Genomic DNA, 25,964 nt, shown 5'->3' on the forward strand with positions numbered 1-25,964 from the left:
ATGAGGTAGCGACGGCGGCCTCCCATCACGTGACATTCGGTGACGTTTCGGTCGCCGGAGGGTGATCGGATCGCCGTCGAGGGAACATCCCGTGGCCCCGGAGCGTTGTTTCGCTCCGGGGCCACTGGCGTCCGCCCCTCGGCACCCGTTTTCTTCGAGGGATGGACGTACGGCAAGATGGGGTGTACCCCCACGGCCCCGGCGACGCCCGGCCCTGGCGCGGTGCCGCACACAGACTCTGATCGATCCAATCTGCCGGACGGTTTCTCTTGGCTGAGTACATCTACACGATGCGCAAGACGCGCAAGGCGCACGGCGACAAGGTCATCCTCGATGACGTGACGCTGAGCTTCCTGCCGGGCGCAAAGATCGGTGTCGTGGGTCCCAACGGCGCCGGTAAGTCCACGGTGCTGAAGATCATGGCGGGTCTTGAGCAGCCGTCGAACGGTGATGCGTTCCTCTCCCCCGGGTACACCGTCGGCATGCTCCTCCAGGAGCCGCCGCTGGACGAGTCCAAGACGGTGCTGGAGAACGTCCAGGACGGCGCCAAGGAGGTCATGGGCAAGCTCAGGCGCTTCAACGAGGTCGCCGAGCTGATGGCGACCGACTACTCCGACGAGCTCATGGAGGAGATGGGCAAGCTCCAGGAGGACCTGGACCACGCGGGCGCGTGGGACCTGGACACCCAGCTGGAGCAGGCCATGGACGCGCTCGGCTGCCCGCCCGGCGACTGGCCGGTCACCAACCTCTCCGGTGGTGAGCGCCGCCGCGTCGCGCTGTGCAAGCTGCTGCTGGAGGCCCCCGACCTGCTGCTGCTCGACGAGCCCACCAACCACCTGGACGCCGAGTCCGTGCAGTGGCTGGAGCAGCACCTGGCGAAGTACCCCGGCACCGTCGTCGCCGTCACCCACGACCGGTACTTCCTCGACAACGTCGCCGGCTGGATCCTGGAGCTCGACCGCGGCCGCGCCATCGGCTACGAAGGCAACTACTCCACGTACCTGGAGACCAAGCAGACCCGTCTGAAGGTCGAGGGCCAGAAGGACGCCAAGCGTGCCAAGCGCCTGAAGGAAGAGCTGGAGTGGGTGCGCTCCAACGCCAAGGGGCGGCAGGCCAAGTCCAAGGCCCGTCTGGCGCGTTACGAGGAGATGGCCGCCGAGGCCGACAAGATGCGGAAGCTGGACTTCGAGGAGATCCAGATCCCGCCGGGCCCGCGCCTGGGCAGTGTCGTCGTCGAGGTCGACAAGCTCAACAAGGCCTTCGGCGAGAAGGTCCTGATCGAGGACCTGAGCTTCACCCTGCCGCGTAACGGCATCGTCGGCATCATCGGCCCGAACGGCGCCGGCAAGACCACGCTGTTCAAGATGATCCAGGGCCTGGAGACCCCGGACTCCGGCGACATCAAGGTCGGCGAGACCGTCAAGATCTCCTACGTCGACCAGAGCCGCGAGAACATCGACCCCAAGAAGACCCTGTGGGCCGTGGTCTCCGACGAGCTGGACTACATCAACGTCGGCCAGGTCGAGATGCCCTCGCGGGCGTACGTCTCCGCGTTCGGCTTCAAGGGCCCGGACCAGCAGAAGCCGGCCGGCGTGCTCTCCGGTGGTGAGCGCAACCGCCTCAACCTGGCGCTCACCCTCAAGCAGGGCGGCAACCTGCTCCTCCTCGACGAGCCGACCAACGACCTCGACGTCGAGACCCTGTCGTCGCTGGAGAACGCGCTGCTGGAGTTCCCGGGCTGCGCCGTGGTCGTCTCCCACGACCGCTGGTTCCTCGACCGCGTCGCCACGCACATCCTGGCGTACGAGGGCGAGTCCAAGTGGTTCTGGTTCGAGGGCAACTTCGAATCGTACGAGAAGAACAAGGTCGAGCGGCTCGGCGCGGAAGCCGCCCGCCCGCACCGCGCCACGTACAAGAAGCTCACCCGGGGCTGACCGACGTGCGGCACCTTTACTCCTGCCCCCTGCGCTGGTCGGACATGGACGCGTTCGGCCACGTCAACAACGCGGTGTTCGTCCGCTACCTCGAAGAGGCGCGGATCGACTTCATGCGTCGGCTGGCGCCGGGGGGCGGCAGCCCGTCGTTCACGGGCGGTTCGGTCGTCGCCCGGCACGAGATCGACTACGTGCGGCCGCTGGTGCACCGGCACGCCCCGGTGACCATCGAGTTGTGGGTGACGAAGATCGGCGCCGCGTCGATGACGGTGGGCTACGAGGTCAAGGACGAGGACACCCTCTACCTGCGGGCCTCGACCGTCGTCGTGCCGTTCAACTTCGCCGAGGACCGTCTGCGCCGCCTCACCGCGGAGGAGAAGGCGATCCTCAAGGAGTACCTGGACGACGCGGCACAGCAGTCGCGTCAGGAGGGATCCGTCGCGGTATGACGGCGCTGCACCTTGCCGATGCGGGGGAGGCGGCGGACCTCGCCGCCTTCCTCGCCCGGCTGATCCACTACGACCGCGCCGCAGCGGTGCGGCTCCAGGCCGGCGGCGGGGTGCTCGCCGTCTTCGGCCGCCCGCCGTCCTTCGAGGTGCTGGCCATCCGCACGGTCCGGCTCGCCGAGGACCTCACCCTCGACACCACCGTCTCGGCCGGTGAGCTCCTCGACGGCATCGACGAGTCGGAGGAGCGGCTGACGGTGCCCGCCGGTGTCACGGGGCCGCCCTGGACCGGTGTGCTGCCGCCGCGAGGCGGCTGGCAGCGGGTGCCGGGACTGCCGGCGCCCGAGGCGTTGGCACGTGCGGTGGCCGCCGCGGTCGCCGAATTCCGCGCCCGGGACGAGGCGCTGCCGTCCCAGCACCGCACCCGCGCCGAACGCGACCGCATCGGCCGGGAGATCTGGTCGCGCACCCTCGGCGACACCCACCTTCCGCTGCGCGCCGCGCACGCCGCCCAGGCGCTGGGCTTCCTGCGCCCGGTGCGGACCGGCGCACTCTCCGGGGGCCGCGCCCCGCACGGCACCCCGGAAGCCACCGAGGCCGAGCAGTGGCAGCCGAGCCTGCTGGCCGCGGCCGGCTGGCTGCGGCTGAGCACCCCGTACGGATCGATCGCCGTGCGGTCCGGGGGCCCGGCCGGGCTCACCGGCCTGTCGGGGCTCACGGTCACCCCGGTCTGACCCGGCGGACAGCGCCCTACGGGCCCTCGTCGGCGCCGTCCCCTCCGGTGCCCCGCCCCGCTCCGTCCGCCGTGCGGTCCGGCCACACCCCGATGTGGTCGGACTCCAGCTCCAGCAGGACGCGGTGCTCCATGCCGAGGCTGCGGGTGTACTCGGCCGGTAGTTGCAGCCGGCCCGCCCGGTCGAGCATCGCGTACTCCTGCGCCACCAGCGACTCCCGGCCGGTCGCGGCGTCCCGTTCGGTGCGCCGCAGCACCTCCGAGGACGTCCGGCCGTCGCGGATCGCGACGGTGCGCCGTACCTCGCTCGCCACCGCCTGGTCATGGGTGACGATCACGATCGTGGTGCCCAGCTCCTCGTTGGCGGTGCGGAAGGCCGTGAAGACCTGCTCGGCGGTGTGGGAGTCCAGCTCACCGGTCGGCTCGTCGGCCAGCAGGACGGACGGGGTGTTGGCCAGCGCCACCGCGATGGCGGTGCGCTGCTGCTCGCCGCCGGAGAGCTGGTGCGGCCGGCGGTCGCGGCAGTGGTCGAGGGAGAGCATCGACAGCAGCCGCTCGGCCGCCTTCGTCCGCTCCGCCCGGCGCCGGCCCCCGCGCAGCTGCATCGGCAGGGTGACGTTCTGGAGCGCGGTCAGGTACGGCAGGAGGTTGCGGGCGGTCTGCTGCCAGACGAAGCCGACGACATCGCGGCGGTAGTCGAGTCGGGCCCCGGCGTCCATGGTCAGCAGGTCGCGGCCGGCGACCGTGGCGGCGCCGGCGGTCGGCACGTCCAAGCCGGCCAGGATGTTCATCAGGGTGGACTTGCCGCTGCCGGACGCCCCGACCAGCGCCATCAACTCGCCCTCGGCGACCAGCAGATCGAGCCCCTGGAGGGCCTGCACCTCGACCCCGTCGGTGGCGAAGATCCGCACCAGCCGGTCGCAGGCGATCAGCGCATCGTGCCCGTACGCGGGCCGCCCGCGCCGGGACGCCGCGCGCTCCTCCAGTTCCGCGAGCGCGGCGGGCGCCGGCCGTGCGCGCGCAGCGTCGTCGGGCCGTGTGGTCATGGGTTCCCTCCCGGTTCTCCCGCGGGTCGCCCCGCTCCCGGCGCTCCGCCGGCCGCCGGCCCGCGCCGCACTCTCAACGCTCGCCCACTCTCAACGCTCGCCTACCCGCAACTCGTCCGCCTCGCGCCGCCGTTCGCTCAGCCAGGCCTGGGCCAGCACCACCGCCAGGGCCAGCGCGACCACCCCCGCCGACGGCAGCAGCAGCGACGCGGGATCGGACTCCAGGTGTACGGCGCCCGCGGCCCCGCCACCCGGAGCACCGGGCAGGGCGAGCGGGGTGAGGTCGGTGCCCGGGCCCAGTAGCCGGATCGCGGCGGCGCCCACCAGCACCCCGCCGAGCGCCGCGAGCAGCGCCTGCGGCAGCGCCTCCAGCAGCATCAGGCGCCGGCCCTGGGCCGGGGTCAGGCCCATCGTGCGCAGCCGGGCCAGGAGTTGGGTGCGCTGTGGGGCGGCCTGGAGGAGCGACAGCAACAGGGCGAGCAGCGCAAATCCGGCACCGGCCGCCACCGCGGCGGTGTACAGGCGCTCGGCACCCTGCTGGAGGGGCGAGTCGGCGAGCCCGGCGCGTACGGAGGAGCGCACGGCCAGGCGGGCGGAGAGCGAGGCCGGGGCGTGCGCGCGGACGGCGGCGCGCAGCGCCGCGGCGTCCGGGGAGCGTCCGGACAGCAGCAGGAGGGAGGGGCCGTTGGCGGGGTCGGCGTAGGTGTCCGGATGGAGGCGGGCCACGCTCGCGGCGTTGATCAGCACGAAGTCGCCGCCGGGCTGGGCAGGGGTGTCCGTGCGCACCGCCGTCGGGCGCACGACGAGCTGCCCGAACTCCGGCTGGAGGGCCATCGGGGCGCGTCCGAAGCGGGCCAGGACTCCGGGGGAGACGATCGCCGGTAGCGGCCGGTCGCCGCCGGGGTCGGCCAACTCCCGCGCGGCGAAGCCGCCCAGGCCGGTGGCGCGGGCCAGCCGGGAGTACCCGGCGGCGTCGGCGATGACCAGATAGAGCGGCGGGCCGCCGTCGTCGGCCGCCTGGACGGTGACGCGCACCGGCACCGCGTCCGCGACGCCCGGTGCCCGACCCGCGGCCCGCATCAGCGGCCCGGGGAGCGGCCCGTCCGCGGAGATCCGGGCCTCCGCGCCGACCGTCGACAACGCCGCCCGGTCGCGGGCCGTGGCGACCCCGGCGAGCACCGAGCCCCCGAAGGACGCCGTGGTCAGCGCCACCAGCAGGGCCAGCAGCGGTAGCCCGGCGGTGGCCGGCGCCCGGCCGGCGCGGGCCAGCGAGAGGAAGCCGACCAGCCCCGGGGCACGGGCGGCCGGACGGGCCGCCAGCCGCAGCGGGAGCGGGTAGAGCCGCATCAGGACCAGCGCGGCGATCACCCCGACCAGCACCGGGGCGGCGCTGACCAGGGCGTCCACGCCGCCGGCCGCCGTACTGCGGCGGCGCAGCGCCAGCACCGCGCCGATCGCCAGGACCAGCACGGTCAGTTCGACGACCGCACGGCGCCGGGAGGGGCGGGCGCCCACCAGGTCGGCGCGCTCCGCAGGCCGCGGACGGCGGTGCGCGGCGGCGGCCCGCAGCGGCAGCGCGAGGGTGCCCAGCAGGCCGGTGCCGGCCGCGGCCAGCAGCGAGGGCAGTACCCGCTCACCGGGCACCAGCAGCAGCGCCAGCCCGCCGCCGGCCGCGGCCGCGGGCAGCGCCACCACCGCGGTCTCGGCGGCCAGCCGCCCGGTCAGCCCGACCAACGAGGCGCCGCGGGCCCGCAGCAGCGCCAGCTCCGGCCGCCGCCGGGCCGCCGTCAGCGCACCGGCCATCAGCAGCACCACGCCCGCGACGGTGCCGATCCCGAAGGCGGCCACCGCGACGACCGGTGCGACCGCCGTCCGCAGCCGTGCGTAGCCGGCCAGCAGGCCGTCCACCGCGGTGTCGGCCAGTGCGCCCTGGCCCGCCACCGTGCGCAACCGGGCCAGTGCCGCGCCGTGTTCGAGGGAGAACAACCGGTCCCGCAGCAGCGGGGCCTCCTGCGCGGTCAGCGTGCGGGCGTCGACCGGGTAGCGCCAGAACACCTCCGGCTCGCCCCCGGTGGACAGCAGCGCCGGACCGTCCTCGGGGGACAGCAGCAGACCGGCGCGCCAGAACCGCGCCGCCGGCGGCCCGGGGGACGTGTCCAGGTGGGCGGCGGTCATCAGCGGGTCCACGCCCCAGTACGCGCCGTCCGGGTCCCGCGGGGTGAGCAGTCCGGAGATCCGCACGGTCAGGCTGGACAGGTGCAGTGCGCTGCCGACGTGCAGCTTCAGGGTCCGTGCGGTGGCCACCGTCACCGCCGCCTCCACGGTGCGCGCACCGGGGGGCGCACCCTGCGGCAGCCGGCCCTTGGTGAGCGTGGCGTGCTCGTCGACGCCGGAGACCGCGTACAGCGTCAGGCCGGGGTCCGGGCTGTCGGGCCGGGGCAGCCAGGAGTCCGCCGCGGGCAGCGCCTTGGTGGTGCGCACACCGTGCAGGGAGTCGCCCGCGAAGATCCGCAGCGGGGCCGTGAACTGCCGCCGGATCGCCCGGTCCCGGTCGCCGAGCCGGGCCGCGGCGACGGCCGCGGAGCCGTCGCCGGGCAGGTCCGTCCGTGCGACGGAGATCTCCACGGTCCGCTGGTCGGGCGGCACCGCGCCGAGGGCGTGGCGCACCCCGCGCGTCTCGTACCCGTCGATCCCGCGCGGGAACGCCGCCGCGAGGAACGCGGTGACCAGCACCAGCGCGCCCAGTGCCAGCGCCGCGGTGCGCGACGCCCGCAGCCGGATGCGCAGCCAGCCCGTCCAGGTGAGCGCGCTCATCTGCCCTCTCCCGCCGGCGGTTTGGTGGTCATCACAGTGCTCCTTGGCCGCGCAGGGACCGTACCGGGTCCCCGCGGCGCAGGCCGACCGCCGCCACGACCAGCAGCGGTACCGCCGCGATGGCGGCCAGCAGCGCCACCACCTGGCCGGCCGGCAGCTCCACCAGCACCGGTGGCACCGGCCGGTCCGCCCGCTGGGTCAGCACGACCAACGGGACCACCGCCCGGGTCAGCACCGTCCCCAGCGCCACACCGACCGCCAGCGCCAGGGCGATCAACGCGCCCTGCTCCGCGGCGATCATCCGGGCCAGCTGCGGGCGCGGCGCCCCCAGGGCCCGCAACACCGCGAACTCCCGGGCCCGTTCACGGACCGAGCCGGCGGCGCTCACCGCGAAGCCGACCGCTGCCAGCGCCACCGCGACCGCCGCAGCGGCGGTCAGCGCGGAGCGCGGGCCCAGCCCCAGCGGATCGTCGTGCAGCTGCCGGGCGATCTCGTCCCGGACCAGGATCTGGCCCGGATCGGTGTCCGGACGGGAACGCAGCGCGGCGACGGCCTGCGCCGCCGCGCCCGGCCGGGTGCGCAGCCACCACTCGGTGGCGGTCAGCGGCGGCGCGTCGTGGTCGGACAGCGCCTCGTTGACCGCCCCGAAGTCGACCAGCAGCCCGCCGGTGGCCGGCCCGCCGTCCGCCGGCCCCGGCAGCGCGCGCACCGCCTGTACGATCCGGGCCTTCAACGGCTGGCCGTTGACCGGCACTTCGACGACCGAGCCGACCGCCGAACCGCTGTCCCGCAGATACGCCTCGGTGGCGACCGCGGCGAGCGGCGGCCGCCGCGGGTGCACGGCGGTGATCCGCACCGACGTCACCGACGCCCCCCATGCGTCCGTCCGGGCGCCGGTCTCGTAGGTCTGGGACAGCAGCCCGCCGCCGGGGACCTCGGCGCGACCCGCCCGGGGGCCGGACTCCGCTCCCACGGAGCTGCTCCGGTCGGTGATCCGCGCCCGCCAGCCGAGCGCGGCGGGCGCGGTGAGGGGCCGTGGCGGGCCGCTGCCGGTGACGGCCAGGGCGGTGGAGACGGTCAACCGCTGGCGGTGCGAGGCGGTCGGCTGGTCCATGTCGACGACCAGGCCGGTCAGCCGCAGCGGCTCGGCCGGGCGGCCCGCCGGGGCGCCGGCCGCGGCGGCGAGGTCGGCGGTGAGGGTGTGGGGTGCGCCGTCGGCGGCGAGCCGGCCCAGCGGCAGCGTGTACGGGACGCCGAAGCCGTCGGTGACCAGGGCGGAGAGGTCCGCGGGCGCCGGCCCGGTCGCGCGCGGGCCGGCCTCGCCGGGCAGCTGCTGCTGGTCGGGGGCGGACGGCAGCGTGGCGAGGGAGCGCAGCGTGGCGGTCAGTCGTAACCGGTCGGTGCCGGAGGGGAGCGGGAGCCCGCCGGCCGCGCCGGCCTTCGGCGCCACCGCGCGCAGCACCCCGTCCGCCGCCGTGCCCGGTGCCTCGTCCGCACCGCGCCCCACCAGGTCGCCGCGGAGCAGCAGCGCCCCCGCCGACCGGCGGGCGTCCAGGGCGAGCAGCGTGGCGGACCGGCCGTCCGACAGCTCCAGGCCGGCCAGCCCGGCGGGCAGCGCGGCGGCCACCCCGGGCACCGCCGCGTACGCCCCGCCCTGGCCGAACTGCGGTGTCCTGCTGGACAGGACGCGCACCGGCACGCCCGCGCGGAAGTCCGCCTGGTCGTCCTGCGAGCGGTCCCAGGACGCGCGCTGCCCGATCGCCAGCATGCCCAGCGCGGTGGCCAGCACCAGCAGCAGGACGGGGCCCGCGCCACGCAGCGGGCGACGGCTGATCTGCCAGCCGGCCAGCGCCGCCGCCAGGCCCCGACCGCGGGCCGCGCCCCGCTCGGCGAGCCGGGCGGCGAGCGGCAGCAGGCGCAGCGTCAGCACCGTACCGGCGAGCAGCGCCAGTGCGGGGGCGGCCACCAGCACGGGGTCGATGCCGAGCCGGCCGCCGGTGTCGCCGGTCAACACCCCGTTGCCGCCACCGCCTTCGGTGCCGCCGGACGTCGTCTGCCGCTGCAACTGCCAGTACGCGACGCCGGCGACCACCAGCAGGCCGAGGTCCGCGCCCGCTCTTCCCCGGGTCCGCACCTTCTCCCGCAAGGACACCCCCGTCGCACCGTTCGGTCCCCGCGGTCGCCGCCGTGCCGGACCGTCGCTCCCGGTCCGCAGCAGTGCGGGCGCGGCGACCGCGAGGGCGCAGCCCAGCGCCACGCCGACGCCGGTCAGCCAGGTGGGGCCGGTGAGCCGGGTGTCCAGCGGCAGCCCGATCCGGGCCAGCGCCCCATGGGCGGCGAGCAGGTGGATCAGGGGCCCGGACAGCAGCGGCGCGCCGAGCGCGGCCGGGGCCGCGAGCAGCAGCGACTCGGTGAGGGCCAGGCCGGCGACCCGCCGCCGGGAGCCGCCGCGGGCCCGCAACAGGGCGGTCTCGCCGGCCCGTTCGGTGCTCAGCATCCGGGCGACCAGCAGGAGCGCATAGCCGGCGAGCAGGATCAGTTGCAGCGCGACGATCAGGATCGTCGAGCGGTTCACCAGCAGTGCGCGCCGCAACTGCCCCAGCGCGTCGGGCAGATCGGTGTCGGCGGTGGCCTGGCCGCCGAATGCCGGATCGGCCATCAGGGCCTTGGGCGCGGGGCCCGCGGCGGCGCTCAGCGCGTCCAGCCGGTCCGCGGTCAGCGAGCCGAAGTCGGCGGTGGCGAGCCAGCCGACCGAGTCCTGCACCAGCGGCCCGCCGTGGAACGCCGACGGGTCGGCGAGCAGCGGACCGTAGGTGGTGAAGCCGAGGGTGCGTACCCCGCGCCCGCCGAGGTCGTCCAGCTTCCAGTAGGGGTCGGCGCGGTCCTTCGGCCGGTAGACGCCGGTGATCTCGATCGTCAGGTGGGCCGGGCCGGACAGCCGGTTGCCGAGGGTGAGCCGGCGGCCGGGCGCGACTCCCAGCCGGGCGGCCGCGGCCTCCGGCACGGCGACCGGCAGCGGGCCCCGCGGCACGGCGGCGGGCCAGCGCCCCGAGGTGAGCGTGAGGCGGGAGCGGTCCATGGCCGCGAGGTGGGTGAGGTCGGGCTCGTCGCCCTGCCGGTCCTGCGGCGGGCGGAGCGCCCGGGGCAGGGCGTACGGCCCGGAGCGGGTGAGGGTGTGCACCGTGAACGGCAGCCCGTCGAAGGCCCGGCGCGCGCCCTTGGTGACCGCCCGGTCCGCCGACTCCCTCTTGTCGGCCGGCAGTTGGGCCTTCACCTGGAGCGCCGCGGCCGCCGCGGACCGGGTCCGCAGGGCCTGCCGCAGACCGGCGTTCCCGACCGCGTCCGAGAAGGCGGCCAGTGTCACCAGCACGGTGGTGGTGAGCACCACCGACAGCAGGGCGGCGGCCAGCAGCAGGCGGTGCGCTCGTACGCGCAGAAAGACGAAGCCGGACACGGTCCCCCCTGCCGCGCTCAGCACTCCCGACAACAACAACAGCACCAAACAGTTGAACGGATGCTGTCAGAGAGTGGTGCGTCCGGTAAGCGGTTTGCGGTGTGCCTTGACCGGATCGTGACAGGAGCGCCGCGGGCGGACCCTGCTGTCAGGGCGCGCGGTGTCGTCATGGACGTCGTCATGAACATCGTCATGAACGCTGTCGTGAACGCTGTCGTGAACGACCTCATGACGTTGTCATGAATAAGGCAAGAGTGGGGTGGGGGTGGTGGCCTTACGGTGTGACGCGTTCCTCAGTCCGCGGCGTTGATCATCGAGGCGGCCGCGTACGTGAGGTAGTTCCACAGCTGCGTCTCGTGTTCCTCGGACAGGTCGAGGGAGTCCACCGCGTCCCGCATGTGGCGAAGCCAGGCGTCGTGCGCGGCCCGGTCGACGGTGAACGGCGCGTGCCGCATCCGCAGCCGGGGGTGACCCCGGCCGTCGCTGTACGTCCGGGGGCCGCCCCAGTACTGCATGAGGAAGAGCGCAAGCCGCTCCTCGGCCGGCCCCAGGTCCTCTTCCGGGTACATCGGCCGCAGCAGCGGGTCCTCGGCGACTCCCTGGTAGAAGCGGTGCACCAGACGACGGAAGGTCGCCTCGCCACCGACCTGCTCGTAGAAGGTCTGCTCCGGAAGGGTGCCGCGCGGAATCTTGTTCACCGGTCCATGGTGGCAGACGCCTCCTCCTAGGACTCCGGTCGTAGGACGGGGCGGCGGGCGCCACGGACCGGACATGCGAACGGGGCGTGGTCGGTCGACCACGCTCCGTTCGTCCGGTGCTGCGCTCGTCCGCCGGTCAGCCGCGGCGGATGGTCAGCGTCGTCCAGGCGCCGACGTGCACCCGGTCGCCCTCGTGGAGCGGCACCGGTACGTAGGGCTGGATCGGGTCCTCGGCGAGGTTGATCGTCGTGCCGTTGGTGGAGTTCTGGTCCACCACCGCCCAACTACCGTCCTGCTGCTGCACCAGCAGTGCGTGCTGGTGCGAGACGCCCGGGTCCTCCGGCGTGCTGCCCAGGTCGATGTCCGGGGACTCGCCGGTGCTGTTGCGGCGGCGGCCGATCGCCAGCTGGCCGTTGGCGAGCGGGAGCACCTGCTCGGGTGAGTACGCGGGCAGGTTGAGCCCCGCCGCCTCCGGGCCGCTGCGTCCCATCATCGCCATGAAGTACTCACGGTCCGGTGCGATCGCCACGACCCAGCCGGCGCCGACGACCGGCGCCGGACCCAGCGGCGGTGCCATCGGCCCCTGGCCGGGACCGCCGTTCCACTGCTGGTCCGGTCCGGGCCCCTGCTGCGGCGGCAACTGCTGCTCGAACGGGGGCTGTTGCTGCTCGAACGGAGGCTGCTGCTCGAACGGGTGCTGCTGCCCGAAGGGGGGTTGCTGCTGCGGCGGGAACGGCGCGGGCGGCTGCTGCTCGAACGGCTGCTGCTCGAACGGTTGCTGATCGAACGGCTGCGGCTCGAACGGCTGCGGCTCGAACGGGGCATGCGGTCCTGGGCCGGGCGGCGCGGGTGCCATCGGCGCGGGTGCGGCCTGGGCGCCCGGGGGGCTCAGCGGCCAGTCGTCAGCGCCCTGCTGCGGGGGCGGGCCGGGCTGACCTGCCGGGCCGGGGCCGGGCATACCGGGCGGCGGGCCGGGCTGGCCGGGGAAGCCGCCGGGGCCGGGCTGGCCGGGCATGCCGTGCTGCGGGGGCGGGGGCTGGCCGGGGCCCGGTGCGGGCGGCGGGAAGCCGTAACCGCCCTGGCCACCCTGGGTGCCGGGGCCGCCGGGTCCGGGTGCGGGGGGCGGGAAGCCGTAGCCGCCCTGACCGCCCTGGGTACCCGGGCCGCCGGGACCGGGCATGCCGGGCGGCGGACCGGGCTGGCCGGTGGGCTGGCCCGGCGCCGGGGCGAACGAGGTGGGGGTGTTGGTGAGGAAGTTGTAGCGGCACTCCTCGCAGAACGGCGCCATCGCCGCACGCGGCGTACCGCACTGCGGGCACGGCTCGGTCTGCGCGCCGGGGCCGGGGCCGGGAGCGGGCTGGCCGAGGCCGCCGGGGCCCGGTGCGGGCGGCGGGAAGCCGTAGCCCCCCTGATCGCCCTGGGGGCCGGGTGCGCCGAGGCCGTAGCCGCCCTGGCCACCCTGGGTGCCGGGGCCGCCGGGACCGGGCATGCCGGGCGGCGGAAAGCCGTAGCCCCCCTGGCCGCCCTGGGTACCCGGGCCGCCGGGACCGGGCATGCCGGGCGGCGGACCGGCCTGTCCTGGGGGCGGGCCGGGCTGTCCCGGAGGCGGGCCGGGCTGTCCCGGAGGCGGGCCGGGCTGTCCCGGAGGCGGGCCGGGCTGGCCGGTCGGCTGGCTGGGCGGGGTGTTCAGGAAGCCGGCAGGCAAGGAGGGCGGCGGGGGGACAGCACCCGCCATCCGCTGGCCGCACACCTCGCACCAGTCTTCGGCCACCGACTGGTGGCCGTTCGGGCAGGTCGGCATGTCGGTTCTTCCCCCTCCGTACCGTTCTCTTTCGGGCACTGCTCGGTACTGATTGTGTCGGTACTGATTGTGGTTCGTTATGTCTATTGCTTTACGCGAACGGTGTGCGTCTAGCGCGTCTCAAGAGTCATCTCGTCCGCCTCGGCGACCTTCGCCTTCAGTCGCACAGTACCGTTCGCCGCATTGAGGACGTCCACCACCTTCGCAAGGAGTTTCGCAGTCCCGGTGTTCCCGGAGGCCCCGGCGAGCTGTACGGCGCGGCCCAGTTTCGCCGTCGCACGGTCGACATCACCCGACTTACGGGCATCCAAACCTTGTTGGATGGCTTGTGCCAGTTCCGCCTGCCCCGTGTAGTGCGCCACCTGCGGATCGATCGAGGTCGAGACGGTGAGGTCATCCGTCCAGAAGGCCCGGACGAGCCCCTGCGACAGCATCGTCGGCCCGCTCCGCGACGAGGGCCGGGCCGGGTCCCCGACCGGTGTGGGAATGATCAATGACACACGGCCGGCCAGCATCCGCGCACCGATGCCGGCGGCCGGAACCCGCAGAAAGAGGTGGTAGTCCCGGGCCTCGTCGCCCCACGAGCCGGTCGGATAGTCCCCCGACCGCGCCCCGGACTCCCGGCGCCCACCGGTCAAGTCCTCCACGGTGGGGGCGACTTGCTTGAGGAAGACCACCTCGGCGCCCTGTGGTGTCCACAGCCGCAGGCCGACGTCGGCGATCTCCTTCACGCCGGTGTCCGGCCGGCCGTCCACGGACACCGGCCGGCCGTCCACCGACACCGGCCGGCCGCCGGTCGTGCCGCCCCCGGTCGCGGTGACCGTGACGATGGTGTGCACCTCGCGTCCGCCCTCGGGCAGATAGGGGTTCTGGTACACCTCGGCGGAGAACCGCGGCACACGGGACTTGGCGAAACTGGCCATCCGTTCTCCTTGCGACGCCCTGGCCGTACGGGCTCCACCGGCCGTACCGGACGACCGGTGCCCGTGGTGCGTCCGCGCCGCCGGGTGTCACCCCTCGCCGGCGCCCGACTCGTTCGGATGTGACCCGGTCAGGCCGATCCTGCCCCCGCGGGCGGCGCGGGGAACGGCACCAGCGCCACCGTTACGTTGTCGTGCCCGCCGCCGTCGAGGGCGTGGGTGACCAGCGTCCGGGCGCCGTCCAGCGGCCTGCCGGGGGCGTCGTGCGGCAGCACCGCGGCCATCTGCTGGGCGGTCTCTGCGTAGTTCCAGAGTCCGTCCGTGCACACCACCACGATGCCGGGGCCGTCCGGTTTGAACGCCGCGGTGTGCGGCTCGACCTCGTACGCGTCGGCGCCCAGCCAGCCGGTGATGGCGTGCGCCCGCTCGTCGGCGTTCGCCTCCTCCTCCGACATCAGGTTGTTGGCGACCATCTGGGCGGCCCAGGAGTCGTCCTCGGTGAGCCGGACGGGCGGTGCCGTGCGGTCGTCGGGGATCCAGTAGGCGCGGCTGTCGCCGACCCAGCCGATGGTGAGCAGTCCGCCGCCGACCACCGCGCCGACGAACGTGCAGGCCGGGGCGTTCTGCTGCTGTTGCTCGTGATGCGCCAGGGCGGGGTCCGCGGCCAGCGCGTCAACCGCGGCGGAGGCCGCCAGGACGGCCTGGTGCATGGCCTGCTGGGGGTGCGTGCCGCGCGGCAGCTCGGCCCGCAGCGCCTCACCGGCGGCCTCCGACGCCGCCTTGGACGCGTCGTCCGGGCGGGTCGCGGAGGAGACCCCGTCGCAGACCACCGCGATCACCGCGGGCGAACCGTCGGGCAGCGCGGTGGCCCGGAGCGCGAAGAAGTCCTCGTTGCGGTGGTGGCGGTGGCCCCGGTCGCTGACCGCCGCCATCCCCGCCAACTCGCGCTCCATGTGGTCGCGTTGCCGGGGCCGGGCGTGGCCGCACCGCTCGCAGTGGCCGTCCACGTCCACCGCACCGGAGCGACACACGGCGCAGACCGCGGAGTCCTCGACGGAGGCGTCGGTCGCCTCCGCCGCCGCGACCGGCTCCGCGGGCTCCGCCGCGGACCGGGCCGCCGCCTCCGCCGCTGCGTCGGCGACCACCTCGTATCCGGCGACCCGGGGGTCGGCGGGCGGCTGCGCCCCGTCCGCCGCCGCGGGGCCGGACGGCGCCGCCGGGGCACCGCCCGGCACCGGCGGAGCGATGTCGTCCCCGTCCGGCAGACGGGTCCCCGGATCCGGCGGCGGGGGCCCCACCGGCCCCACCGGGCCGGCCGGCCGGACGGCCGCGGCCGCTGCGGGCGGTGCCGCTGCGGGCATCGCCGGAGGTGCCGGAGGCGCAGGCGGTACCGGAGGCCTCGGCGGCAGCGGCGGTACCGGCGGCGCGGCGGCCGCCCCGTACGCCGGCGACACCGCGTACCCCGGCGTCAGCGACGCGGCTCCACACCGGCCGCAGAACTTGTCCCCCGCACCGAGCGGTTCACCGCACCCCGTACACCGGGACGGCCCAGTCACACCCATGTCACACCCACGTCCTGGGGCGGAAGCGGTTGGCCCGTTCCACCAGCTCGATCCTTCTCTCGCCACGCTGCGCCAGCCGTGCCAGCAGTCGGTACGACCGCTCCAGGCCGAAGCGCAGGCCGCGCTCGTCCAGCGGGCTGCCGAGCAGCGCCGGCCGCCCGTGCCCGCGTCCTTCGCCCTCCGCCGTCGCGCCGTGGCTCCCGGAGAGTACCCAGTCCAGGGCGCTGCCCAGTACCTCGGCGGTGAGGTGCTCCCGGCGCTCGGCGTCCAACCCGAAGTCCGCCAGGGCCTCGACCTGTTGGGCGGCCGCCCGCAGGTCCGGCAGCAGCGGATCGTCCGGCGGGCGCTGCCGCAGTCGGGCGCGCACCGCCGCGATCCGCGCCGCGGTGTAGTGGATGGACGACTCCGGTACGGACTCCAGCGCCTCGACCGCGCCCGTGCGGTCGCCCGCCGCGAGCCGCACCCGGGCCAGTCCGAACGCGGCGCTGACATAGCTGCGGTCGGCCGCCCACACCAGGCGGTAGTACTCCACCGCATTGTCCAACTGGTCCAGCAACTCCGCGCAGACGCCCAGGGCCAGCTTGGGCGCCGGCTCGCCGGGGAAGGCGTCGTAGGCCGCGTCGAAGGCCAGCGCGGCGCCTTCGAGGTCCGCCGTCGCCAGCGCCACCAGGCCGCGGTGCCACACCACCCGCCAGTCGGCTCCGCACGCCCCGGCGCCGCCGTGCCCCGTGCCCGACCACGGCTCGGCGGGCTCCGCCGCGATCGCCTCCAGCACCGCCCGCGCCGCCGTGCCGTCACCCGTCTCCAGGTGGGCGCGCAGCTCCCGCAGCCGGACCTCCAGCGAGCCGGTGGGCGCCGAGCGCAGCGCGGCGAGCAGTTCGGCGGGGGCGGCGGTCAGCAGCCCGGCGAGCAACCCGGCGTTCGGATCGGTCGGATCCACCCGTGGCACCGGCAGGGCGAGGGCGGCCCCGGCGACGTCCAGGGGGCGCAGCACCGGACCGCCGTGACCGCCGTGACCGCCAGGACCGCCAGGACCGCAGTACTCCGCGCCCGCGGGGCGCACCGCCGCCCCGCGGGCTCCCAGCAGCGAACTGTCCCCCTCCTGGGGAGCCAGCACCTCGGTGTCCACGGCGCGCAGCTCGGGCCCGAAGAGCGTCGACAGGGCCGGCCGCGGCTCGCCCGACTGGAGCGCCACCACCTCCCGCAGCACGCCGGTCAGCTGCTCGGCCATCTCCTCCGCGGAGCCGAACCGGCGCTCCCGGTCCGGGTCCGTGGCGCGCACCAGCAGCCGGTAGAAGGACTCGTAGGTGCGGAACACCTCGATGTTGTCGGGGTCGGGCAGGGAGTCCGCGAAGACGTTGGTGTAGCCCTGGAAGTCGAAGGTGAGGACGGCGAGGGTGCGCGCGACCGTGTACAGGTCGGAGGAGACCGACGCGCCCAGCTCGGCGATCTCCGGCGCCTGGTAGCCGATCGTGCCGTAGATCGGGCTCTCGTGGTCGTCCATCCGGCGCACCGCGCCCATGTCGATCAGCTTGAGCTGGTCGTGCTGCTGGATGGCGTTGTCGACCTTGAAGTCGCAGTACAGGAAGCCCCGGCTGTGCAGGTGCCCGAGCGCCTCCAGGGCCTCGATGCCGTAGGCGCAGGCCTGATCGACCGGCAGCGGATCGCGCCTCCCCTGGGGCGTACGCCGGTCGTTGGCGAGGTCCTTGAGCGACTTCCCGCCGACGTACTCCATGACGATGTAGCCGTCGAGGCTGCCCGTGGCCCGGTCGAGGTGCTCCACGAAGTTGTAGATCCGCACGATGTTGGAGTGCTCGATCTCGGCGAGGAAGCGGCGCTCGGACATCGCCACCGACAGCGCCTCCTCGTCGCCGGTGTCCAGCAGCCCCTTGAGGACCACCCAGCGGTCCGAGACCGCGTGGTCCATCGCCAGGTAGATCCAGCCCAGCCCGCCGTGCGCCAGGCAGCCGACGACCTCGTACTGGTCGTGCACCATCTCACCGGGCCGCAGTTTGGGTACGAAGCTGTACGGATGGCCGCACTTGGTGCAGAACCCCTCCGTGCGGCCCACCAGCTCACCGCGCGAACGGCCCACCGGCGCACCGCAGTCCAGGCGGCTACAGAACCGCTTGCGCTCCGGGACCTCGGGACGCTCCAGTACCGCCGTCCGCGGATCGGGCCGCGGCACCTGCGGCACCGCCACCAGGCCGGCGCCCAGCCGGCCGCGCGCCGACCCGGAGGACGCGCCGCTGCCCGCGCTGCGCACCAACACCGCCGCCCTGCCGCGCGTCGGCCCGCCGCCGGACGGCGACCGCGACAGCCGTCCGGAGACCGAGCGCCGGGACGGTGCCGAGCGCGCGGACCGCGACGTACCGCCCGAACCGGGGCCGGGGGAGGGGACCGTCAGCAGCGCCCCGGCCGTATCGCGGCCCGACGCGACACCCGCCGGTGCCCGGCCGGTCAGGCCCGTCGGCGGTGAGGACAGCAGGCCGCCCGGCGAGACCACCGGTGCCAGACCGCAGACGTCGCAGTACCGCTCCCCGCCGCCGACGTCCTCGTAGCTGCCCGTGCACTCCCGCCGTTGGCAGCGCTCGCCGGCCCGCTCCGTCACGAATCCCCCTCACCCTCCAGCGGCGGCGAGGCCATCGCCTCCGCCGCCGCCTGCTGATAGCGCCACACCGCGTGCTCGGCCGCCCGCAGGTCACACGGCGCGCTCCACAGCATCCGGCGGGCCACGTCGTACCGCTCTGTCAGCAGCGGGTCCTCCGCCATGCCGTGGCGCGCCACCTTCGCCTTGTACGCGTCCAGCCGGCCGCGCAGTTCGGCGCGGACCGCGAGCGGCGCGGTCACCGCCGTCAACGACTCGCGGGCGCGGTGGAGTTCGTCCTCGGCCCGATCCTCCAGGCTGTCCAGCAGCGGCGAGAGGCGGTGCCACTGCGCGCGCCTGCGGTACTCCGCGGCGGCGGCCAGCTGCTCGTGCAGCGCCGTCGACGGCCCGCTGACCGCCGGCACCTCCGAGGCGGCGATCTTCGCCAGCACCTCGCCGCGGGCCTGCCGCGCCTCGGTCAGCGTGCGGTCGGCGCGGGACAGCACGTCGCGCAGCAGCATCAGCCGCCGCTCGGCGTCCTGCCGGACGTCCAGCACCGCCGCCACCTCCCGCCGGATGTCCTCCAGCGCCCGCGCCGCACGGTCGTAGCGCGCGGTGTCCGGACGGCCCCCGCCGGGCGCCGAACTCCCCGCCGCCGACGACACCCAGAACGCCAACGGATCGGCGATCACCCGGGCGCGCAGCCGGTGCAGTTCGTCCGTGATCCGCTCCAGGTCGTCGCCCGCCGGGTGTTCGCCGGGCCGCACCCCCACCGAATGCGCCAGCGACCGCGTGCGTTGCAGCTCGGCGGAGAGCAGGTCTATCCGGGCCGGCAGCGCCGACCAGACCGCATCGGCGGCGACGATCACGTCCAGCGACCGCGCGTACAGCCCGTTCATCCGCCCGACGAGGTCCTCCAGGGTGTACCGCTCGGTCCGCCGGGCCGGGCCGCCTTCCGGGCCACCGCCCGCCGCGGTCGTGCCGGGCACCGTCACCGACTCGCCGTGCAGCAGCTCCGTCAGCTCCGCCAGCTCCTGTGGGCTCGGCCAGCGGTGCCGGGCCCGCAGCGCGCGCGCCGCCTCCAACGTCGCCGTATAGGCGTCGAACAGCGACCACAGGACCGCGATGGAGCGCTCGGTGGCGGCCCAGCGCTCCTTGGTGGTGCCCGACAGGTCGGCGCCCTCCAGCAGCCGGCGCCCGGCGTGGTCCTGTAGTGCCAGCAGCGACGTCTCGATCGCCTCGTACTCGGCGCCGAGCCGCGCCAGGGCACGGTCCACCTCCTCCCGGCCCAGCACCGGGGCATCGGGACTCCCCGGAGAACCGGGGACGGGTCCAGGGACCCCCATCGATCACCTCTCCAATACGCGTACGGTGCACGGCGATTGCTGCGACCGAGTGGCTGCTGCGGCGTCGGCTCCTGCGGCTACCTCTTCCCCGTTCCCTTCCCGCTCGTCCCCGTTCCCCTTCCTCGTTCCCGCCTCTTCATAGTGAACGCCATCGAGCCGCTGCGCGGGAGCGATCGGTCTCCCGCTCCGCTCCTTGGGGCGGTCCTGCGGCGGAGTGGGCCACACCGGCCGGTCAGTCGCTGTACTCCGGCGACGGCGGCCCCGATATCTCCGGCATGTCGGCCCGCAGCCACTTGCGGTAGGCCTGCATCCAGGGGCTGCCGGCGGCCCCGCCGCCCCGGTAGTCGTCCAGGACCTTGTTGACCCGCCGCACCAGATCCGTGTCGTCCTTGTTCATCGCGACGCCGTACGACTCGTCCGTGAACGGCTTCCCCTTGAGCTGCACCGTGGGGTCCTGCGCCGCCTGCGCCGCGGCCAGGGCGTTGTCCGTGACGACGGCGTCTGCCTGGCCCAGTTGCAGCCGTACCAGGCAGTCGAGTTGGTTGGGCACCGTGAGCACCTCGGCGCCGTGCCGCTGCGCCGTCAGCTCCGCCTCGCCCGTCGACCCCGCGGCCGTGCACACCCGCTTGCCGCGCAGCGAGTCGTCGAACGCCTTGATCGCCGACGACTTGGGGGCCAACACCTGCTGCCCGGCCTGGAAGTACGAGGTCGAGAACGCCACCTGCTGCTTGCGCGCACAGTTGATCGTCATCGTCCGCACCACCATGTCGACCGCGCGCTTCTGGAGGGCCGGTATCCGCTGGTTGGTCGGCACCGCCTTGAAGACCACCTTGGCGTCCGGCCCCAGGATGTCCTCGGCGATCGCCCGCGCCAGATCGATGTCGAAGCCCTCCAGCTTGCCGGTGGCCGGATTGCGGTACCCCCACCGGTAGGTGTTCTGGTCGACGCCGACGACCAGTTGCCCCTTCTCCTTGATCCGTGCCACCGCCGTGCCCTCGCCCGACGACGGCCGCAGGCTCTCCGCCGCGGTGCGCTCGGTGCACCGGGCCGCCGTCGGTGTGGCCGCCACCCCCGGCCCGTAGGTGCGGTGCGTCGCCGGCGGCGCGGACGCACCGCCGCGGCCGGCCCCGTCGTCGGCGTCGCTGCCCAGCGTCGGCACCAGAACGGCCGCAGCCGCCGCCATCACGGACATCCCCGACGCGACCGGCGCCAGGACGGCACGCAGATTCATCAGCCCTCGCGCGCGCATCCTCATGTCCCCCTCCCCGGGCCCCATCACCGGTACTCCGCCAGCCTGCGGCCGATCCCCAGCACCGCGCCGACCGCGGCCAGCGCCGCCAGCACCCCGGCGCCCACCGGCAGTCCGCCCAGCGCCCCGCGCCCGTCGTCCGCCGCCGACCGGAACTCCTCCTGCTCGTGCACCAGCGCCGCCTGCAACCCGGCCGCCACCCGGTCGAACGACTCCCCGGTGGAGCCGTCCGCGCCGATCACCTTCTTCAGCGCCCGTTCGTAGTCGCCCCTGTCGTCCGCCGCCCGCGCCTGGGCGTGCCGTGCCTGCCACTGCCGTACCTGTGTCAGCGCCTCGCGCACCGGGCCCCGCCCCGCCTCGTCGTCGGCCAGCGCCAGCGCCGCCCCCAGCCGGCCCTTCGCGGCTGCCGCACCATGATCGCCCGTCCCCACCAGATCCTTCATCCCGGTACGGAAACCGACCTCGTAGAAATCCTGTTGGTCGCCCGTGAGCACCGCACCGCGCGCCACCAGCGTCAGGTTCTCGTCCCCGCGCGCCTGTAGGGCATCGATCCGCGCCTCGTTGAGCACCCGCAGCGACCGGGCACCGTGCTCGTACGACTCCGTCAGTCCCGTACGCGCCACCGTTTGCCCCACCACCAGCCACATCAACACCGCGACGGAACCGGCCGTGGCGGCCAGCAGACCGCGGTTGAACACCCGGTTGGTGCGCCGGTAGTGCCGCCGCTGCGCCCACCCCAGCGCGCCGAGCGCCACGACGCCCGCCCCCAGCGCGAACCACGGCCGGGCCGTGGCGTCGTCGTAGTCCGCGGCGAGCCGTTCGGTCTCCGCCTCGTACAACGCGCGTGCCGCCGGCAGAAGTTCCGTACGCATCCGCTCGTTCGCATACCGCAGGTACGCGCCGCCGAGCGGCAGTCCCTGGCGGTTGTTCGCCCGCGCCGTCTCGACCAGGCCCGTGTAGCGGGGCAGCTGGCGGTTGAGACGGGCGATCTGCTCGCCCGCGCCGTCCGGACCCCGGGTGCTCTGCGCGGCCTTGGTCAGCAGGTCGGCCGCCGTCGCGATGTCGCGGTCGTAGCGCTCGCGGGTCGCCTTGCTGCCCTCCACCCCCGCGAGGAACCCGCCGGCGGCCGTGGTGTCCGCGTCCGCCAGCGACCGGTAGATGCTGGCCGCGTCCGTGGTCAGCGGCTGGCTGCGCTCCACGACGTCGTCCGCGGCCGTCGCCCGGTCCGTGACCTGCCAGGCCGTGGCCGCGCCGAACACCACCACCAGGAGTGCGAGTACGGCACCGATCACCCGCAGCCGGCCCGGTTCGGTCGTCGCCGCGGCCCGCAGGTCGTCCAGCCCCTCGACCCAGGCCGGCCGGCGCCCCGCGGCGGGCAGTGTCACGCTGCTGGTCGACGCCGAGCCGGTGGACACCGGGCTGGTCGACACGGACGACACAGAACCTCCCCCTGGTTGCCAACTGAGGGTCCGGCCGCGGCGCCGGACGCCCGAGAGCGCTCACGACAAGGACCGGTGCATGGGCAGCAGTATGTCCGCCGCCACTGACACGCACACCGCTATTGACCCGATCTTGTTCGGATCGCGATCCGCGGGGCGGTCCGGGGCGCGGGCGCGCGCGGGCGGTCCGCGCCGGCACGCGCGGCATTACAGTGACCGCATAGTCATCAGACATCAGGTGACCCCGGGCACCGGCTGACACGGGCACCGGGTGACACGGCCACGGAAGGGAGCGTGATCTCGTGCGATCGGTCCGCAAGGGCAGGGTGTCGCTCGTGGAGATCGCGACCGACGAGATCCGCGCCCAGATCGTGAACGGCACCTGGCCGGTGGGCAGCCGTATCCCGCCCGAGAGCGCCCTCTCCGAGACCCTCGGGGTGAGCCGGGCCTCGGTCCGTGAGGCCGTCCGCTCCCTCGTCCACACCGGGCTCCTCGAACCCCGGCAGGGCGACGGCACGTTCGTGATCTCCGACGACGACAGCGCGGTCGCCCTCCGCCGCCGCTTGGAGCGCGCCGAACTCACCCATGTCACCCAGATCCGCCAGGGCCTCGACGTGGTCGCCGCCCGGCAGGCCGCCAAGCACCGCACGGATGCCCAACTCGCCGGCATCGAGGCCGCGCTGGACCGCCGCAAGGCCGCGCTCGCCGCGCACGACACCGATGCCTTCATCGCCGCGGACGCCGAGTTCCACGTCCTGGTCGCCGAGGCCGGGGCCAACCCCGTCCTCGCCGACATCTACCGCTCGCTCAGCGCCGCGCTGCGTGCGGAACTCCGCCGCGCCGCCTGCCTGGACACCGCGACCGCGGCCGCCACCGACCCGCACGCCCGTCTCACCGACGCCATCCGCGCCCAGGACCCGCAGGCCGCCGTCGACGCCGCGGTCCTCCTCCTCGCCGGCCACGTGCGCGATCTCGCCCTGCCGCTCGACGACTGACCGGCCGCGGGGCGGCGGCGACCGTCCCGCGACGGAACGACCTGGCGTGTTCCGCGGGGCGCGCGCCCTCTTTTTCACTCCCGTGCGCCCTGCCAGGCCCACCCTCCTTCAATTACTCTGAGTGACGAAGGTCGACCTTGAAACCGACACCCGTCACAACGAACGGCGTGGGCCCGTCCACGCCCCACGAAGCGGAGGTACCCAGCATGCGCCGCATGGCGAAACTCCTCGGCCCCCTCACGGCCGCCCCGTCCCGAGGCGCCCCGGGCGCCCTCACATCCGCCTCGGCCAGGGGCTTCCTGACGATCGGCGGTACCACCTACATCGACCCCGGCGGCGGCAGCTACCCCCTCGACCACGGGATCGACGGCTCCGCCACCCTCGTCGTCAACGACACCGACCAGCACATCACCATCATCACGGAGCGCAACCACCATGCGCCCGCCGCGGCACCGGCCCACGCCCCGCCGCCGGTCGTCGTCCTCGCGCCGGGCGAGCGCACGGAGACCAGGACCGGGGACAGCGTGCTGGTCGGCTGAGCGACGGTGGCCGCGGGGGGGCGTGGCGTGGCCGTCCAGGGGTTTGCCTTGGGGCCGGTGGGTACGGGCCCGCCAGGTGCCAGGTGCCAGGTGCCAGGTGCCAGGTGCCAGGTGCCAGGTCCGGCAGGCACCGGGGCTACGCCCACGCGCCCCTCAGTCGGGCAGCGGCCCCCGGCTCCGCGCCCGCCCGGTCCAGCGCGTCGAGGGCCGCGCCCAGCACCGGGGGTGCGGTGACGACCTGGGGGACCGCCTTCGGGGCTCGTTCGGAGAGGAGGTGCAGGACACGGTCGTGGAGGAGGGGGTGGCGGGCCGCGAGCACGCCGCCGCCGAGGACCACGGGAGTGGGCTCGGCGAGGAGGTCGAGGCGCTGGAGGGCGACGGTGGCCATCAGGACGATCTCCTCGGCCTGGCGGGCGACGATGGCGCGGGCCATCGGGTCCCCGGCGGCCGCAACGGCGAAGAGGACCGGGGCCAGTTCATGGCGGCGGTGGTCGGGGATGCCCTGGAGGTGGAGTGCCTCGATCAGCTCGCCCATGGTCGTCAGGCCGAAGTGGGCGGGGAGGACGCGGGCCAGGTCGGTCGGGTCGCCACGGCCGTCCGCGGCGCGCGCCGCGGACCACAGGGCCTCGTCGGCGAGGTGGGAGCCGCCGCCCCAGTCGCCGGAGATCCGGCCGACGGAGGGGAAGCGGGCGGTGGCTCCGTGGTGGCCGAGGCCGGCGCAGTTGATGCCGGCCCCGCACACCACGGCGACGCCCACCGGCTCCCCGTCGTCCGGCAGTCCGGCCCTGAGCAGGGCGAAGGTGTCGTTGCGGACGGAGACCGTGCGCGCCCAGCCGCGGCCGGTGAGCTCGGTGGTGAGCACCGTCTCCTCGGCGGGGAGGTCGGCGTTGGCGAGGAAGGCGGAGAGATGGTCGACGGGGCCGGTCAGCGCGGCCTGGGCGAGGGTCGCGTCCACCAGCGGTGCCAGGGCGTCGACCGCGCGGCCGGCGCCCACCACCGAGGGTTGGAAGCCGCCGCCGCGGGCGGTCCCGAGCAGTCTGCCGTCCGTGGTCACGAGCGCCACGTCGGTCTTGCTGTTGCCCGCGTCGATGGCGAGCGCCGTGCCGGTCAGGCCCACGTGAGGTGCTCCCGGTTGTGCGCGATCAGCTGGTCGGTGAGCCGGTCCGCGTCGTCGATCTGGCCGATGAGGGGGTGTGCGAGGAGGGCGGAGAAGACCCGGTCCCGGCCGCCCTTCAGGGCCGCCTCCAGAGCCAGTTGCTCATAGCCGGTGACATGGGCGATCAGGCCGGCGTAGAGGGGCTCCAGAGAGCGTACGGGGAGGGGGGTGGGGCCGGCGGCACCCACCGCCGCCGGGACCTCGATCACCGCGTCGTCGGGGAGGAAGGGCAGGGTCCCGTTGTTGAGGGTGTTGACGACCTGGGTGTCGCCGGTGTCGCCGAGCAGGGAGGAGGTGAGTGCCACGGCGGCCTCGGAGTAGAAGGCGCCGCCGCGCCGCGCGAGGAGCTCCGGCTTCTCGTCGAGGGCGGGGTCGGCGTAGAGGCCGAGGAGCTGCTGCTCGATGGCGGCGACCTCGGCGGCGCGGGAGGGCTTGCTGCGCAACTCCTCCACCACCGCGTCGTGTTGGTAGTAGTAGCGCAGGTAATAGGAGGGCACGGTGCCGAGACGGTCGAGCAGCGGGCGCGGCATGTGCAGGTCGTCGGCGATGGCGTCGCCGTGTTCGGCGAGGAGCCGGGGAAGGACGTCCTCGCCGGCGACGCGGACGGACCGCTCCCAGGTGAGGTGGTTGAGGCCGATGTGCTCCAGCTCCACCCGGTCGGGGGAGACGCCCAGCAGCTTCGCGAACTTGCGCTGGAAGCCGATCGCGACGTTGCACAGGCCGACGGCCTTGTGGCCGTGGGTGAGCAGCGCTCGGGTGACGATACCGACGGGGTTGGTGAAGTCGACGATCCAGGCCTCGGGGTTGCGGCGGCGCACCCGTTCGGCGATGTCCAGGACGACGGGCACGGTGCGCAGCGCCTTGGCGAGGCCGCCGGCACCGGTGGTCTCCTGGCCGACGCAGCCGCACTCCAGCGGCCAGGTCTCGTCCTGGTTGCGGGCGGCTTGCCCGCCGACCCGCAGCTGCAACAGGACGGCGTCGGCGCCGTCGATCCCGGCGTCCAGGTCGTCGGTCCAGGAGATCGTGCCCGGGTGGCCCTGCTTGGCGAAGATCCGGCGGGCCAGGGCGCCCACCCTCTCCAGTCGGTCCGGTGCCGGGTCGATCAGGACGAGCTCCGCCAGCGGCAGGACGTCACGCAGCCGGGCGAATCCGTCGATGAGTTCGGGGGTGTAGGTCGAGCCGCCGCCGACCACGGCGAGTTTGACGCGGGGGCGCGGGGATCGTCCTTGGGGGGACGGCAGCATG

Annotated in this window: 18 protein-coding genes; 5 read left to right on the forward strand and 13 right to left on the reverse strand. The window is 74.7% G+C overall.

Going from position 1 to position 25,964, the window contains the following annotated elements; translation table 11 throughout:
• Positions 1–269 precede the first annotated feature (269 nt).
• The 3 genes from ettA to AB0C96_RS06140 are packed head-to-tail and all read left to right on the forward strand — an operon-like array spanning position 270 to position 3,114.
• Positions 270–1,934 (forward strand): energy-dependent translational throttle protein EttA, encoded by a 1,665-nt coding sequence (gene ettA / locus AB0C96_RS06130; RefSeq protein WP_362914191.1) that lies wholly within the window; start codon positions 270–272, stop codon positions 1,932–1,934.
• Between the two features lie 5 nt (positions 1,935–1,939).
• On the forward strand, positions 1,940–2,383 hold the full coding sequence (locus tag AB0C96_RS06135; protein ID WP_362914193.1) for a thioesterase family protein: 444 nt from the start codon (positions 1,940–1,942) through the stop codon (positions 2,381–2,383).
• The gene (locus AB0C96_RS06140) at positions 2,380–3,114 is read left to right on the forward strand and encodes a hypothetical protein (protein ID WP_362914195.1); all 735 of its coding nucleotides are present in this window, start codon (positions 2,380–2,382) and stop codon (positions 3,112–3,114) included. The genes AB0C96_RS06135 and AB0C96_RS06140 overlap by 4 nt, the downstream gene beginning before the upstream one ends.
• Before the next feature lie 16 nt (positions 3,115–3,130).
• Here AB0C96_RS06140 and AB0C96_RS06145 read toward each other — a convergent pair whose 3' ends face one another.
• The 11 genes from AB0C96_RS06145 to AB0C96_RS06195 form a co-directional block, all read right to left on the reverse strand.
• Positions 3,131–4,159, reverse strand: coding sequence for an ABC transporter ATP-binding protein (locus AB0C96_RS06145; protein WP_362914197.1), 1,029 nt, complete (start codon positions 4,157–4,159; stop codon positions 3,131–3,133).
• A 90-nt stretch (positions 4,160–4,249) separates the two neighbouring features.
• Positions 4,250–6,973 carry an FtsX-like permease family protein gene (locus tag AB0C96_RS06150; RefSeq protein ID WP_362914199.1) on the reverse strand — a complete coding sequence of 908 codons (2,724 nt, stop codon included), beginning with the start codon at positions 6,971–6,973 and terminating at the stop codon, positions 4,250–4,252.
• Positions 6,974–7,004: 31 nt separating this feature from the next.
• Positions 7,005–10,427 carry an ABC transporter permease gene (locus AB0C96_RS06155; protein ID WP_362914201.1) on the reverse strand — a complete coding sequence of 1,141 codons (3,423 nt, stop codon included), beginning with the start codon at positions 10,425–10,427 and terminating at the stop codon, positions 7,005–7,007.
• Positions 10,428–10,720: 293 nt separating this feature from the next.
• The gene (locus AB0C96_RS06160; RefSeq protein ID WP_362914203.1) at positions 10,721–11,125 is read right to left on the reverse strand and encodes a globin; all 405 of its coding nucleotides are present in this window, start codon (positions 11,123–11,125) and stop codon (positions 10,721–10,723) included.
• Between the two features lie 136 nt (positions 11,126–11,261).
• Positions 11,262–12,926 carry an FHA domain-containing protein gene (locus tag AB0C96_RS06165; protein WP_362914205.1) on the reverse strand — a complete coding sequence of 555 codons (1,665 nt, stop codon included), beginning with the start codon at positions 12,924–12,926 and terminating at the stop codon, positions 11,262–11,264.
• 110 nt (positions 12,927–13,036) lie between these two features.
• Positions 13,037–13,849 carry a hypothetical protein gene (locus tag AB0C96_RS06170; RefSeq protein WP_362914207.1) on the reverse strand — a complete coding sequence of 271 codons (813 nt, stop codon included), beginning with the start codon at positions 13,847–13,849 and terminating at the stop codon, positions 13,037–13,039.
• Between the two features lie 128 nt (positions 13,850–13,977).
• Complete coding sequence (locus AB0C96_RS06175) at positions 13,978–15,408, reverse strand: protein phosphatase 2C domain-containing protein (protein ID WP_362914209.1); 1,431 nt, start codon at positions 15,406–15,408, stop codon at positions 13,978–13,980.
• 1 nt (position 15,409) lies between these two features.
• Entirely contained in the window at positions 15,410–18,019 is a 2,610-nt protein-coding gene (locus AB0C96_RS06180) for a tetratricopeptide repeat protein (RefSeq protein WP_362914211.1), read from the reverse strand.
• Positions 18,016–19,341, reverse strand: coding sequence for a hypothetical protein (locus AB0C96_RS06185; protein WP_362914213.1), 1,326 nt, complete (start codon positions 19,339–19,341; stop codon positions 18,016–18,018). The genes AB0C96_RS06180 and AB0C96_RS06185 overlap by 4 nt, the downstream gene beginning before the upstream one ends.
• A 232-nt stretch (positions 19,342–19,573) precedes the next feature.
• Positions 19,574–20,596, reverse strand: coding sequence for a glutamate ABC transporter substrate-binding protein (locus AB0C96_RS06190; protein WP_362914215.1), 1,023 nt, complete (start codon positions 20,594–20,596; stop codon positions 19,574–19,576).
• A gap of 20 nt (positions 20,597–20,616) precedes the next feature.
• The gene (locus AB0C96_RS06195; protein ID WP_362914455.1) at positions 20,617–21,969 is read right to left on the reverse strand and encodes a hypothetical protein; all 1,353 of its coding nucleotides are present in this window, start codon (positions 21,967–21,969) and stop codon (positions 20,617–20,619) included.
• Positions 21,970–22,331: 362 nt separating this feature from the next.
• Between AB0C96_RS06195 and AB0C96_RS06200 the strand changes: the two genes are divergently transcribed.
• Both AB0C96_RS06200 and AB0C96_RS06205 read left to right on the forward strand, forming a co-directional pair.
• A complete protein-coding gene (locus tag AB0C96_RS06200) occupies positions 22,332–23,024 on the forward strand; it encodes a FadR/GntR family transcriptional regulator (protein ID WP_362914217.1) in 693 nt (230 codons plus the stop codon).
• A 215-nt stretch (positions 23,025–23,239) separates the two neighbouring features.
• Complete coding sequence (locus AB0C96_RS06205; RefSeq protein WP_362914218.1) at positions 23,240–23,563, forward strand: hypothetical protein; 324 nt, start codon at positions 23,240–23,242, stop codon at positions 23,561–23,563.
• A gap of 136 nt (positions 23,564–23,699) precedes the next feature.
• Here the strand turns inward: AB0C96_RS06205 and AB0C96_RS06210 are convergent, their stop codons facing one another.
• Positions 23,700–24,680, reverse strand: a complete 981-nt coding sequence (locus AB0C96_RS06210) for a BadF/BadG/BcrA/BcrD ATPase family protein (RefSeq protein WP_362914220.1) — start codon at positions 24,678–24,680, stop codon at positions 23,700–23,702.
• On the reverse strand, positions 24,671–25,963 hold the full coding sequence (locus AB0C96_RS06215) for a 6-phospho-beta-glucosidase (RefSeq protein WP_362914222.1): 1,293 nt from the start codon (positions 25,961–25,963) through the stop codon (positions 24,671–24,673). The genes AB0C96_RS06210 and AB0C96_RS06215 overlap by 10 nt, the downstream gene beginning before the upstream one ends.
• Between the last annotated feature and the right edge of the window lies 1 nt (position 25,964).

This window comes from Streptomyces sp. NPDC048506 (assembly GCF_040651315.1).
Taxonomy (GTDB): Bacteria; Actinomycetota; Actinomycetes; order Streptomycetales; family Streptomycetaceae; genus Streptomyces.

Coding starts and splice junctions, on each gene's coding strand:
- AB0C96_RS06140 (WP_362914195.1), top strand. CDS start 2,380: ATGACGGCGCTGCACCTTGCCGATGCGGGGGAGGCGGCGGACCTCGCC.
- AB0C96_RS06205 (WP_362914218.1), top strand. CDS start 23,240: ATGGCGAAACTCCTCGGCCCCCTCACGGCCGCCCCGTCCCGAGGCGCC.
- AB0C96_RS06215 (WP_362914222.1), bottom strand. CDS start 25,963: ATGCTGCCGTCCCCCCAAGGACGATCCCCGCGCCCCCGCGTCAAACTC.
- AB0C96_RS06145 (WP_362914197.1), bottom strand. CDS start 4,159: ATGACCACACGGCCCGACGACGCTGCGCGCGCACGGCCGGCGCCCGCC.
- AB0C96_RS06190 (WP_362914215.1), bottom strand. CDS start 20,596: ATGAGGATGCGCGCGCGAGGGCTGATGAATCTGCGTGCCGTCCTGGCG.
- AB0C96_RS06170 (WP_362914207.1), bottom strand. CDS start 13,849: ATGGCCAGTTTCGCCAAGTCCCGTGTGCCGCGGTTCTCCGCCGAGGTG.
- AB0C96_RS06165 (WP_362914205.1), bottom strand. CDS start 12,926: ATGCCGACCTGCCCGAACGGCCACCAGTCGGTGGCCGAAGACTGGTGC.
- AB0C96_RS06175 (WP_362914209.1), bottom strand. CDS start 15,408: ATGGGTGTGACTGGGCCGTCCCGGTGTACGGGGTGCGGTGAACCGCTC.
- AB0C96_RS06150 (WP_362914199.1), bottom strand. CDS start 6,973: ATGAGCGCGCTCACCTGGACGGGCTGGCTGCGCATCCGGCTGCGGGCG.
- AB0C96_RS06185 (WP_362914213.1), bottom strand. CDS start 19,341: ATGGGGGTCCCTGGACCCGTCCCCGGTTCTCCGGGGAGTCCCGATGCC.